This is a genomic window from Campylobacter sp. LR264d, from assembly GCF_008633895.1.
Lineage (GTDB): Bacteria > Campylobacterota > Campylobacteria > Campylobacterales > Campylobacteraceae > Campylobacter_D.
The window spans coordinates 133886-147141 of the sequence record NZ_VJNT01000039.1 but is presented as its reverse complement, the minus strand read 5'-3'; the positions used below and the strand labels follow the sequence as shown (position 1 = coordinate 147141).

General features: G+C 30.4%; 11 protein-coding genes. 3 read left to right on the top strand and 8 right to left on the bottom strand.

Features of this window, described 5'->3' with window-relative positions; genetic code table 11:
- Nucleotides 1-88: 88 nt before the first annotated feature.
- The 3 genes from FMM56_RS08560 to FMM56_RS08550 are packed head-to-tail and all read left to right on the top strand — an operon-like array spanning nt 89 to nt 1979.
- Entirely contained in the window at nt 89-682 is a 594-nt protein-coding gene (locus tag FMM56_RS08560; RefSeq protein WP_150139986.1) for an NUDIX hydrolase, read from the top strand.
- 9 nt (nt 683-691) lie between these two features.
- Nucleotides 692-1027 (top strand): hypothetical protein, encoded by a 336-nt coding sequence (locus FMM56_RS08555; protein WP_150139985.1) that lies wholly within the window; start codon nt 692-694, stop codon nt 1025-1027.
- Nucleotides 1020-1979, top strand: a complete 960-nt coding sequence (locus FMM56_RS08550; protein ID WP_150208392.1) for a CobW family GTP-binding protein — start codon at nt 1020-1022, stop codon at nt 1977-1979. The genes FMM56_RS08555 and FMM56_RS08550 overlap by 8 nt, the downstream gene beginning before the upstream one ends.
- 2 nt (nt 1980-1981) lie before the next feature.
- Here the strand turns inward: FMM56_RS08550 and abc-f are convergent, their stop codons facing one another.
- The 8 genes from abc-f to pheS all read right to left on the bottom strand — a co-directional run bounded on the left by abc-f (nt 1982) and on the right by pheS (nt 13156).
- Entirely contained in the window at nt 1982-3895 is a 1914-nt protein-coding gene (gene abc-f, locus FMM56_RS08545; RefSeq protein WP_150208389.1) for a ribosomal protection-like ABC-F family protein, read from the bottom strand.
- Between the two features lie 6 nt (nt 3896-3901).
- Nucleotides 3902-5485, bottom strand: a complete 1584-nt coding sequence (serA, locus tag FMM56_RS08540) for a phosphoglycerate dehydrogenase (RefSeq protein ID WP_150139982.1) — start codon at nt 5483-5485, stop codon at nt 3902-3904.
- The gene (locus FMM56_RS08535) at nt 5482-5973 is read right to left on the bottom strand and encodes a hypothetical protein (protein ID WP_150139981.1); all 492 of its coding nucleotides are present in this window, start codon (nt 5971-5973) and stop codon (nt 5482-5484) included. Before FMM56_RS08535 ends, serA begins: the two co-directional genes overlap by 4 nt.
- Nucleotide 5974: 1 nt before the next feature.
- Nucleotides 5975-7642: a 30S ribosomal protein S1 gene (locus FMM56_RS08530; protein WP_150139980.1), complete on the bottom strand. Its 1668-nt coding sequence runs from the start codon at nt 7640-7642 to the stop codon at nt 5975-5977.
- Nucleotides 7643-7732: 90 nt separating this feature from the next.
- On the bottom strand, nt 7733-8575 hold the full coding sequence (locus FMM56_RS08525; RefSeq protein WP_150139979.1) for a 4-hydroxy-3-methylbut-2-enyl diphosphate reductase: 843 nt from the start codon (nt 8573-8575) through the stop codon (nt 7733-7735).
- A gap of 2 nt (nt 8576-8577) precedes the next feature.
- On the bottom strand, nt 8578-9849 hold the full coding sequence (gene aroA, locus FMM56_RS08520) for a 3-phosphoshikimate 1-carboxyvinyltransferase (RefSeq protein ID WP_150139978.1): 1272 nt from the start codon (nt 9847-9849) through the stop codon (nt 8578-8580).
- Complete coding sequence (gene pheT, locus FMM56_RS08515; protein WP_150208387.1) at nt 9846-12167, bottom strand: phenylalanine--tRNA ligase subunit beta; 2322 nt, start codon at nt 12165-12167, stop codon at nt 9846-9848. Before pheT ends, aroA begins: the two co-directional genes overlap by 4 nt.
- Nucleotides 12164-13156: a phenylalanine--tRNA ligase subunit alpha gene (gene pheS / locus FMM56_RS08510; RefSeq protein WP_150208384.1), complete on the bottom strand. Its 993-nt coding sequence runs from the start codon at nt 13154-13156 to the stop codon at nt 12164-12166. Before pheS ends, pheT begins: the two co-directional genes overlap by 4 nt.
- Between the last annotated feature and the right edge of the window lie 100 nt (nt 13157-13256).

The window sequence follows — 13256 nt, the reverse complement described above, 5'->3', positions numbered from 1 at the left end:
GGTAGAGCATCTGACTCTTAATCAGGTGGCCGTTGGTTCGATCCCAACACGGGACACCACCTTCATGTTTTGTACCTAAGGACAAATAATGGCTTTTACAAATCTAAAAGAAGAAAATTTTACCGGGTCAAATTACATAAAACCAAAAAGATATAGCTATATAAGCAAGGGTAAGCTTTGTACTTGGGATTTTATACAACCAAAAGATAGCGTATCTGTTTTTTTATATCATACTAGCTTAAAAAGCTTTATTTTTGTAAGACAATTTAGAATTCCTATGTGGTTTCACCAAAATAACGATAAAAGCTATATAAAAGATGAAAATATGGGCTTTACTATAGAACTTTGTTCAGGTCTTGTAGATAAAAATTTAAGCCTTGAAGATATAGCAAAAGAAGAGTGCGTAGAAGAGGTTGGGTATTTGCCTAAGAATTTAGAAAAAATTGGAGATTTTTATACAGGTTTTGGTTCAGGCGTTAGCAAACAATCTTTCTTTTTTGCCAGCATTGATGAAAGTGATAAAATTTCAAATGGAGGTGGGGTTGATAACGAAGAAATTGAGATAATCTATGTTAAGGTTAATAAATTTGATGATTTTATTAAAAATCTTATTCATACTCCTTTATTAAATTTTGCTTATTTGTGGTTTATGAAGTATAAGGCTAAGGAATTTAATTTATAAGGTAATAAAATGTGTGTTTTATGTGGTGAAATGATAAGCTTTTTCCATTGGAGTGATACGAATTTTAAGGATAAAAAAAGCTTAATAACAGCTGGTGAAAATCAAAAAGATAGAATGAAAACTAGACTTCAAAAGGTAGCCATTTTAAATAAAATTTTAGAATTTTATGCCTTAAAACTTGCAGATTGGCAAGGAAGCAAATATATTTTAAGCAATAAAAAGGGTCAAAATGTTATCGTAAATGATTTAGGTGATTTATGGTTTAAGGCTAGTGAGCTTGAAAAATGCGAATTTGATGCCTTGGATGAGAATTTATTAAATTTTTTAAAAAGAAAAAATGCCTAAAATTTCAACTCATATAATAACTGGCTTTTTAGGTAGTGGCAAAACTACATTTTTACAAGAATTATTAAAAGATAAAAAAAATGAAAATATAGCAGTTATAGTTAATGAACTTGGTGAAATCGCCCTTGATGATATTTTGATTAAAAGCGAATTTGTAAGGGAAAAAACCTTGCTTTTAAATTCTGGTTGTATGTGTTGTAAACGCAGGGAAGACCTAGCCCTTAGCCTTAAAAATATACTAGATAAAATGGATTTAAACAATCAAAAATTACAAAGGGTTATCATTGAAACAACAGGTCTTGCAAACCCTGCCCCTATAATCTTTACCTTTTTAACCGACCCATTTTTAAGTAATCATTTTGAACTATCAAATATAATTACTTGCGTTGATGCGTTAAATGGCATAGAACATATTAAAAATAACGAAGAAGCTCTTAATCAAATAATTATAAGTGATTGTATTTTACTTACAAAATGTGATTTAAACCCAGATATAAATGAGTTAAGCAAGGTAATTAAGGGCTTAAATTCAAGCATACAACTCATAAAAAAAGCCGAATTTAACTTTGATGATTTAATTAACACAAAACACCAAGAAATTAATATTGAAGATACACAAAAACACAGCGACAATATAAATTCTCTTTGTTTTTATTTTGAAAATTTTATTGATTGGAATCTTTTTAGCATTTGGCTTAGTATGCTTTTGAATAAATATGGAGATAAAATTTTACGCGTAAAGGGCTTACTTGATATTGGAGAAAATACCCTTATTAACATAAACGGTGTAGGTCATTTAATCTATCCACCAACTCATATTAAAAGCGAAGAAAAAAACTCAAAACTAGTTTTTATAGCTAAGAATTTAAGCCTTGATAAAATAATTTTGTCCTTAGAATCTTTTTTAAACCTTAGTAAGCAAGAAGTAAAATTTAGGGTAGTTAAATTTTAAACTTATAAACTTTCGCTAAATTCTAAGACTTCAAAATATACGTTTTCTAAATTATTTAATTCGTTTTGAAGTGTTTTTAATTCTTCAAAAAGCTTATTTGTGTTTTCATAATCACTTGTTTTTGAAAGTTCTAAATTTAACTTTTTAATCTTTTTTTCTAAAAGTTCTATTTTTTCAGGGTATAAGTTTAAAATTTCATTTTGCTTATAGCTTAATTTTTTATTTTGTTTTTCTTTTATAGCACCTTTTTCTTTTTCTAAATTTAAGACAAAATCATCAAATTCTCTTAGTTCAAATTCTCTTTCTAAATACTGAGTATAAGACATATGTTCTATATTAATAACACCATTTTCAAAGACATAAAGCTTGGTTGCTAATTTATCTACAAAATATCTATCGTGAGAAACAAAGATTAAAGCACCCTTAAATTCCATTAAATATTCTTCTAAAATATTTATAGTTGCAATATCTAAATCATTAGTAGGTTCGTCTAAAATAAGCACGTCATAATCTTTTGTAAAAAGCAAGGCCAAGGCTACGCGATTTTTTTCTCCTCCACTTAGCACAGATACAGCTTGGCTTAAAAATTCCTTAGGAAATAAAAAGCTTTTCAAATAGCCATAAATATGCATATCATGGCCTCTAACCTGCACTCTATCCCCTCCATTTGGACAAAAAAGTTCTATTAAGCTTTTATCCGAATTTAACATAGCCCTTGCTTGGTCAAAATAACCTATCTTAATATCTGCATTTTTGACCTCGCCACTACTTAATTTATCTAAATTTAACAAAATCTTTAAAAAAGTAGATTTACCACAGCCATTTTGCCCGACAATGCCTATTTTTTCACCTTGCAAAATACGCGTAGAAAAGTTTTTAAATAAAATTTTATTATTTATGATTTTACTAGCATTAACTAGTTCAAAAATCATTTTTTGCTTATTAAAATTTGGTTTTTGAATACTAGAATTTGCCCTTAAAAGTTCTAGCTTTAATCTTTTTATTTCACCAGGATTTTTCTTTGCCTCCTCACGCATCTTAAAAATACGCTCCTTACGACCCTCATTTCTTTTTAACCTAGCCTTAACCCCTCTTCTTAACCACTCCTCTTCTGCTTTTAAATGCTTTATTAAGGTTTCATAGCTTTTTGATAAAGAGACTAGAATTTGTGCCTTTTTTTCTAAATAATAAGCATAACCTCCATTAAAAAAACTGATTTTACCACCTTCAATCTCAACGCAACGACTAGCGACATTATCTATAAAATATCTATCATGAGATATAAAAATAACGCAAATTTTTGAGTTTTTAAGCAATTTTTCTAAAAATTCACACATATAAACATCAAGGTGATTAGTTGGTTCATCAAGCAACAAAACATCAGGGTTTTGAAGTACTAAAATACAAAGATTAATCTTGCGAATTTCCCCACCACTTAAACTTGATATAGGTCTATTTTTATACTCAAAAAGCTTAAATTCCTTTAAAAAACGTTCTTTTTTTTGTTCTATATTCCAAGCATCTTTGCTTTCAATAAAATTAATTAAATTATTAATTTCTTTATGCAAATTCTTATTATCTAAATGTGTGGCAAGTTTTGCTTGTAGGTTTTCATATTTATTTAAGGCTTCATAAATTTCACTCAAATTTTTATTTATAAGTTCATCAAGGCTTAAATTTGTATTAAAATCAACTTGCTGAGTAAGCATTGCTATGCTTTTATCATTTTGCCTTATAATTCTTCCACTATCAAGCTGCAAGGTGCCAAAAATAGCCTTTAAAAGAGTCGATTTGCCCTCGCCATTTTTGCCTATAATGGCTATTTTTTCATTTTCATTAGCACTAAAATTTATCTCATCTAAAATAATTTTTTCGCCAAATTTTTTACTAGCTTTAATTAGTTCAATAAGTGCCATAAATGACTAAACTTCGACATATTTTACAAAAACACAAGCATCAAGTTCATTTAAAATATCAAGCACCTTTTGATTTATACACTCATCAACCAAAACAACAGCCAAAGCATAACCAAAGCCATCTCGTCCAAGCCTAAAATCAGCTATATTTATATTATTTTCAGCTAAAACTGAACTAATAGTAGCAATAACGCCTGGAATATCTTTATTTTTAAAGACTAGCATTTTTCCCTTTGGCTTAAAATCCGTCTTAAAGCCATTTAAGGCAACAATTCTTTGTTCATCTTCGTTAAACACGGTGCCTGAAACACTAACCACACTATTATCAGTAGAAATTTTTACGCTTAATTTATTATTATAACCACTATTTGGCAAGGTTTCACAAGCTAATTCTATGCCCTTATCTTTTGCGATAAATTCAGCATTTACATAATTAATAGTCTCGCCTAAAATGCTATTTAAAGCCCCCACTGCTGCAAAGGTAAGCATTGAATTTGTATACTCGCCTATTTTACCCTCTGCTTCAAGTTTTATACTTTTTATAGGACTTTTATCAAGCTGGGCTGCTAGAAATGCCATTTTAGAAACAAGTTCTATATAAGGTTCCACAAAAGGAGGCAAATCCTCTGTTTTTATAGGCAAATTTAAAGCATTTGCAAAAACTATGCCTCTAGCTGCATTTAAGGCATTTTCACAGGCTTGTATGGCGATATTTTCTTGACTTTCTAAGGTATTTGCCCCAAGGTGAGAGGTAACTGAAATATTTTCAAATTCTAAAAGTGGGTGATTTGTGGCTGGTTCTTTTTCAAAAACATCAATGCCAAGCCAAGCAATTTTACCACTTTTTAAACCCTCACAAAGTGCTTCTTCTGTGTATAAACCACCTCTAGCACAATTTATAAGGCGAATTTTATCTTTCATTTTAGCTAATTCATTAAGCCCTATCATGCCATTAGTTTCTTTAGTTTTTGGGGTATGAATGGTTATAAAATCACTTTTTGTTAGAATTTCATCTAAGTGTTTAACACAAGTCATTTCTAAATCTGTAATCTTAGATGCTGGAATATAAGGGTCATAAGCAATAATATTCATTCCAAAGGCCTTTGCACGAACAGCTACTCTTGAACCTATATTTCCAAAGCCTATAATGCCTAGAGTTTTATCTTTTAACTCAATGCCGTACCATTTTTCACGTTCCCATTTTCTTTCAAATTTTAAAAAATTATGAGCGTTTACAAAACTTCTTGCCGAAGTTAAAAGGTGTGCCATGGTAAGTTCTACTGCTGCAATGGTATTTGCAGTAGGTACATTCATAACGATTACGCCTCTTTTAGAACAATTTTGTATATCTATATTATCTACTCCAACACCTGCGCGAACGACAGCTTTAAGCTTATTTGCATGGCTTAAAAATCTATCATCAACATCTGTTGAACTTCTAGTAATGGCAACATCAACATCTTTTAATAAGGGCATTAAATCATCTTTTGAAAGCTTTGTAGCATCGATAAGCTCGATATCTTCGGCATTTCTTAAAAGTTCTACTCCCTTATCTAAAATCGCATCACATACTATAATCTTCCTTTTCATAACCATATCTCCTTAGCCTGGGTATTAATTTTATATTTTTTAAGTTCTTGTATAATCTCATCAATTAGCTTTTTATTGCCTGTATCTATGAAAATTTCAGGGCTTTCTCCTGATTTTACTAAAAAATATTTTACATTAAAAGAATTTAAAATCTGCCTTAAACAAAACATAGAATAAATATCATATTTATTTACGATAAGTTGAAAATATTGATTCTTCTCTTTTAACTCGCTTGTGTCTGCGTCAAAATAAAGGCTATATTGTTCTGCTGCGGGTACAAAGTCCTTAGTAGTCCATTGAGAAAGTTCTCTTTGCCAAGCATTTTCATCATTTTCTTGCTTTATTAAAGCAGTGCTTGTATTTTCATCGTGAGTAAAACGAGGCAAAGAATTTGCACTAGCCCTAAATTCCCATAATAAATAAAAAACAACAAATAATAAAATACATAATAAGGCGATTAAAATCCCAAAAAGGGTATATTTTTTCATCTTAACTTAGCTGGTCTTTTATAATATCACCTAGGGTCATTTTATCATCGCTATTAATCTCATTTAAGGCCTCGCGTTCTTTCATCTTAACCAAATTCTTAACGCTTAAACGAATTCTATTTTTCTTTTCATCTATAAATACAATAGCTGCTTCAATTTCTTCTCCAACGCTTAATTTTTCAAGCATTGAAGCACTAATATCTTCTTTATGAATTAAAGCATCGACATTTTTGTTAAGTTCAACAAAAACACCAAAATCTTTAATATCCCTTATAATGCCCTTTACTATATCTCCTACCTTATGCGTTTGAGAATAAGTACCTGCCGGACTTTCGTTTAATTCTTTAGTACTAAGTGAAATTTTTTGATTTTCTTCATCGATTTTAATAATTTTAACCTTAATACTATCTCCAACCTTAAATAAATCCTTGCACTTATCACTTCTATTCCAAGAAGCATCCTCGTTATGTAATAAGCCTTCTATATAATCAAGCTTTATAAAGGCCCCAAAGGCTGTTATAGAAGTTACAACGCCTTCTAAAATATCACCTACCTTGTGATTTTTAACAAAATTATCAAAAGGCTTAGCAAGTAAATTTCTCAAAGAAACCCTAAGGCGTCTGTTTTCTGGATTTATTTCAATCACTTCAACATCTATTTCTTGACCCTTGCTTATATAATCCTTTGGATTTTTAATATTTTTATCCCAAGAAATTTCGCTAATATGCAAAAAGCCCTCTATATCATTGCCTAAATCCACGAAAGCCCCGTAAGGTTCGATATTTGAAACTATAACCTTAATGGTATCGCCGATCTCTAAGCTATCCTTTATCTCGCTCCATGGATCAGGCAAGGCCGCCTTTATAGAAAGTGAAAGGTGTTTTCTATCTTTATCATACTTAATCACCTTAACAGGCACTTTATCGCCTTCCTTATATAAAGCACTAGGATTTACAGGTCCCTTATAAGAAACCTCGCTATAATGCACTAGCCCATCGACCCCACCAACATCAACAAACATTCCATAAGTAGTTATTTTTTTAATCGTTCCTTCAATGGCACCTTCTTGTTCTACTACATTATTAATAACTTCTTTGCGTTTTTTTCTTTCATCATCTAAAATTCTTTTCCTTGAAATAACTATACTTTGGGCATCTTCATCAATTTTAAGAATTTTAACCTTAAAGCTTTTTCCTATGATATTATTTGATTCCTTAAAGCCATATTGAGATTTTGGTAAGAAAAATTCAACGCCCTTATCATCAACACAAACTAATCCACCCTTATTTTTACCAACAACCTTAACATCAAAAATTTGTTCACTATCTTCTTTGTAGTTTTTAATAAATTCAACTACCTTTTCTTTTCTTAAAGCCTTTTTATGTGAAAGCAGTGCTTTACCACCACGTGAGCCAACTACAGCTACCTTAATCAAATCGCCCTTATTAAAGGTCAAAGTCCCATTTTCATCTTGTATTTCACTAATAGCTAAAATACCTTCTGATTTCTTGCCTATATCAACATACACTTCATCGTTTTTAATATCTACAATCTTACCCTCAGTAGTATCAGATCTAGATTTATTAAAAGCATCTAAAACCTGTCCAAAATCGACATCTTCTTGATACTCATAGTCATTTGTTTGAACTTCTTTGTTCGCCTCATTCATCGTGGTCCTTTTAAAAAAATGAAAAATTCCTTGTATTTTACACTAAAATTCTTTAAATAGCGTTAATTTTACTTGATTTTTTTGAGTATTTTATAAATTTTCTTCAATTTCAAAGCTCTCAATTTTATCAATTACCTTTTGAATAATCCACTCAGGCGTAGATGCCCCAGCACTGATTCCACAATGTTTTTTGTTCTTAAACCAAGTTTTTTTGAGCTCAAATTCATTTTCTATTAAATAACTTTTTTTGCAGTATCTTTTAGCTATCAAAAAAAGTTGCTTTGTATTTGCAGAATGCTTTCCACCTACAATGATAACAATATCGCTTTTCTTAGCTAAATTTGTAATGGCTTCTTGATTTTTAAAGGTAGCATCGCAAATTGTGTTAAAAACGCGAACTTCCTTTACCCTTAGCATTAAAAAATTTACTATCTCTATAAATTCTTGGATTTTTTTTGTAGTTTGACTTACGACAGCTATTTTGCTAGGTAATTTTACATTTTCAAGTTCTTTTTTATTTAATACCACATAAGCCTTAGTGCTAACATAGCTTTTAACACCCTTTACCTCGGGGTGATTTTCATCGCCAAAAATTACCACCTCATAGCCTTCCTTACTCATTTCTTCGCAAATTCTTTGAGGTTTTAAAACAAAGGGGCAGGTTGCATCATAAATTTCAATATCTTTTTTTTGAAGTTCAGCCAAATCATCCTTTGTAATGCCATGAGTTCTTATAATAGCCTTTTTTTCATCGCTTAATTCTCTAATATCCTTTAAGGTTTTTACATTAAAATTTTTAGCTAGTCTTTTTATCTCTTCGTTATTGTGTATCAAAGGTCCTATGGTAGCCGCATTTTTTATCCTTTCAGCCTTTACAATAGCCCTTTTTACCCCGGGACAAAAACCATAATTTTTAGCAAGTTCTATTTTCATTTTTATTTATTTAAGCTTTTTAAAAGTTCCTTAAAATTTGGAAAAGAGGTTTTTATACACTCATCATCTTCAATATAAGCCCCACAAACTAAGCCTAAAATAGCAAAACTCATAGCAATTCTGTGGTCTCCAAAGCTATTAACTCTTGCAAATTTAGGTCTTCCTCCAATTATCTCAAAGCCATCATCTAACTCATTTACCTCAATCCCAAAGGCCCTTAAATTTGTAACCACACAAGAAATTCTATCACATTCTTTAACCCTTAATTCCTTTGCATTACTTAAAATGCTTTTTCCTTTTGCCATGGCAAAGGCTATTGCAAGGCCGGGTGCCTCGTCTATCAACCAAGCTATATTTTCACTAACTTCAATGCTTGATAAGTGGCTACTTTTAGCTATTATATCTCCAACTATTTCAAAATTTGTATTTTTATCAACGATAAATTCTATATTTGCACCCATTTTTTGCAATACCTTATAAGCTTCAATACGAGTAGGATTAAGCAAGATATTTTTAAGCCTTATCTTCGAATTTGGTATTATTAGGGCTGCTAAAATAAAATAAAAAGCAGAAGATGGGTCATTTGGGATAGTAATATTAAGTGGACTTAAAGGCTTATTTAGTGGCGAAATTTCAATACTTAGTTCATCTTGTGAAATTTTTAAAGGAGCGTTCATAGCCTTTAACATATTTTCACTATGATTCCTACTTAAACTAACTTCTTTAAATTTACTAACCTCACTTGCCTTAAACCCCGCTAAAATCATAGCTGTTTTAACCTGTGCTGATGAAATTTTACTTTCATAATCAAAGGCTTTTAAGTCTTGTCCTATTATGCAAAGTGGGGCTAAATTTGCATTGTCCCTTCCATAAATAACTGCCCCTATCTCACTTAAAGGCTTACTAATTCTTTTCATAGGTCGATTATTTAAATACTTATCCCCACTTAATACAAAAAAGCCCTTAATTCCACTTAATAAGCCTATCATTAAACGCATAGTTGTGCCTGAATTTCCACATTCTAAGATAGAATTTGGCGATGTAATTGTGCTTGGTGGATTTATTATAACTTCATCTTTTTTGCGTTTTACCTTAGCCCCTAAGGATTTTACAATATCTAAGCTATGGAGTGTATCTTGTGCTAATAAATAATTTTTAGCCCTACTTTGTTCGCCAGCTAAAAGAGAAAAAATCGCAAAACGATGACTAATGCTTTTATCAGATGCTATATTTTCTATAATTTTATTAAATTTTTTTAAAGGCTTTACTTTCATCTTAGTTTTAACTCCAACTCTTTTAATTTTTCTAAAATTTTATCTATACAAAGGCTTACTTCTTCATCTTCTAGGGTTCTTTCTAAATTTCTAAAAGAAAAATTTATAGTCAAACTGTATTCATCTTTTAAATTCTCATCGCTATAAATATCAACTATTTTAAAATGTTCTAAAATATCTAAATTTAAGTTTTCAATGGCATTTTTAATATTTTCATAAACATAACCCTTTGGAATTAAAACGCTTAAATCCCTATTTATGCTTGGAAATTTAGAATAAGGCTTAACATTTTTATGCTTTAATCTTAAAAATTTCGTCTCAAGTTCGCAAACATAGGTTTTTAACAAATCTTTTTTATTTTCTAAACCCAAATGCAAACGTCCTACAAAACCTGCCCTTTGTCCTTTTATATAAATATCAGCTTGTTCAAAGGAGCTTAAAAAGCTATGTTTTGATTCTTTTAAGCTAAAATCCCCTACTATATTTTTTATATCTGTTAAAAAATCATAAAAATTTACAAGTTCGGGTTTAGCATGGTTTTTAATACCTGCTTCTTCTTTAAAACCACAATGTATAAAGGCTAAATGGTGAATTTCATTAGCATCTTTATCAAAACAAGCCCCTGATTCAAAAAGTTTAATAATCTTTTTAGAATTTTTTATATTAAAACTTGCTGCATTTAAAAGGTGGTTTAAAAGCGTACTTCTTAATGCATTTAATTCATTTGTGATAGGATTGATTAGTTTTAAATTAACCCTTTCAAAACCAAGTTCGCTAAGTTCGCTTTCATTATCTAAAACATAGTGCAAACTCTCAAAATAGCCATTGCTAACTGCTCTTAATCTTAAATTCATTAATTCTTTATATAGCTTAAAGGTATCATTTATCCTATTTGTTTCTACAAATTCAAGTGGCTTTGAAGTAATATTATCAATGCCTATAATGCGAACTATTTCTTCGCAAATATCAGCTAAATTTTTAATATCACTTCTGTGAAGTGGGACTTTAACATTGATAGGTCCTTCATTTGCTACTATTAGGGTAAAACCAAGTTTTTTAAGGATTTTAAAAATTTCATCTTTGTGAACTTCTTGCCCTATGATTTTATTTATAATATCGATATTTACGGCAATTATTGGATTTTCTTTATATTCTAAAAAGTGTTGCGATGAACTATAAATCATAATATCAGGGGAGCTATCAAGGTTTTTAAGTAAAAAATTCATACCCAAACTTAAATTTGGCTCACTTCCTCTAAAACTCCTATAAAGTGAGTTTTCATCGTGCTTTTTATAAGAATTTTTTGCTAAAGCAATGGAAACTGGGTCCGTATAATTTGCCTCTATAATGACAATTTTTTCTTCTTCATTTAAAAGCAGTTTTTCACTTTGAAAAATTCCACTTACACTTAACAATTTTTCATCACAAAGCACCTTTGTAGCACCATTTTCATCCTTATTTAAATGAAGAGTTATTTCTTTGCCATCCTTACTCAATGTATTAAAATCATAGGCATTAAATAAAACGCCTGTTGAATACGTGGCGTAATTAAGCACATTTTCAATGGAATTTTTACCTAAAAGCTCAATTTGTGCTAATCTTAAACGCATTAATAAGCTAACATTAACATTATTTTTAATCTCAATCGCCCTATACATAAAAAGCGAATTTATATCCTTTTGAGTGATAATCCTTAGCACTCTGCCTATACCTAATACATTATCGCTTTCCTTAAATTCAGCATTTTTCTTAAATTCTAAATTCCAAACCGTGGCTAAATCCCTTGCAATGCCATAAATGCTTAAACAATCGCCTCTATTTGGCGTTAATTCTACCTCGATTATAAAATCATTAAAAAGACTATATTCATTTAAAGGCTTGCCAAGTTCTAATTTTCCAATGCTTTCATCTAAAACCATAATGCCATCATTAATCTTGGCAAAACCAAGCTCACTTGATGAACAAATCATTCCACAGCTTTCAACACCTCTTAATTTTGCCTTTGAAATTTTCATACCATTTGGCATTATAGCACCCTTTAAAGCCACTGCTACAAACTGCCCAGTCTCTACATTTGGAGCCCCGCAAACAATTTGTAAAATTTCACTACCTATATCAACCTTAGTAACATTTAATTTATCTGAGTCTTCATGCTTAAATTTTTCCTTTACAAGCCCTATTACTACTTTATCAGGTGCCCTTAAATGAGTAGCACTATCAACTTCTAAGCCAAGGGAATTTAAGGTCTTGCTAAGCTCATTTAAACTTTTATATTCTACATCTATCCATTCATTTAACCAAGTTTTTGTAATTATCATCTAAATTGCTCCAATAACCTTAAATCTCCTTCAAACAAAGACCTTAAATCAGGAATTTGATGAAGTAGCATCGCAAAACGTTCAATCCCAAGTCCAAAGGCATAACCACTAACATTTTTATAAGAAACAAAATCATATACATTAGGATCAACCACCCCACAGCCCAAAACTTCAAGCCAACCAGTGTGCTTACATACCCTACAACCATTTTGCTTACAAAAAACACAACTTATATCAATTTCTGCAGAAGGTTCTGTAAAAGGAAAAAAGCTAGGTCTAAAACGAATTTTAACATCTCCAAACATGTAATGTAAAAATTCTTCTAAAACACTTTTTAAATTTGCAAAATTTACCCTTTGTCCTTCTTCTACTACAAGCCCTTCTACTTGGTGAAACATAGGGGTATGAGTTATATCAAAATCCCTTCTAAAAACAGCCCCCGGTGCTATCATGCGAATGGGTGGTTTTTGACTTAGCATAGTGCGAATTTGAACAGGAGAAGTTTGAGTTCTTAAAAGTCTTTTATCATCAAAATAAAAGGTATCTTGCATATCTCTTGCTGGGTGAGTAATAGGCAAATTTAAGGCTTCAAAATTGTGAAAATCATCTTCTATTAATGGACCACTTTCAACGCTAAAATTTAAAGAAACAAAGTATTCTATAATCTTATCCATGGTAGCCATAATAGGATGCAAGGCTCCTGTTTTAACATTTTCATCAAAATAATGAAAACTCATTGCATCTTTTTGCATTTTTGCTTCAAGTTCTATATCTTCAAGTTGCTTAATCTTTAAATTTAAGGCCTTGTTAAAGCTTTCTTTTTGCTCATTTAAACTTGCAGCAACTTCCTTTTTTTTCTCATTGTCTAAATCTTTTAATTTAGCAAATTCTTGCGTTAAAATGCCCTTTTTTCCAAGTACAAAAACCCTAAGTTCTTCCAAGTCCTTTAAAGTTTGACATTCTAAGACCTTTTTTATTAACTCTTGCAATGATAACCCTTTAAATTTTGTTTTAAATGCTAATTTTATTAAAAACTAATTTAAATTAAGCATAAAAATTTAACTTATTTAAAGTATAATTATGCAAAAT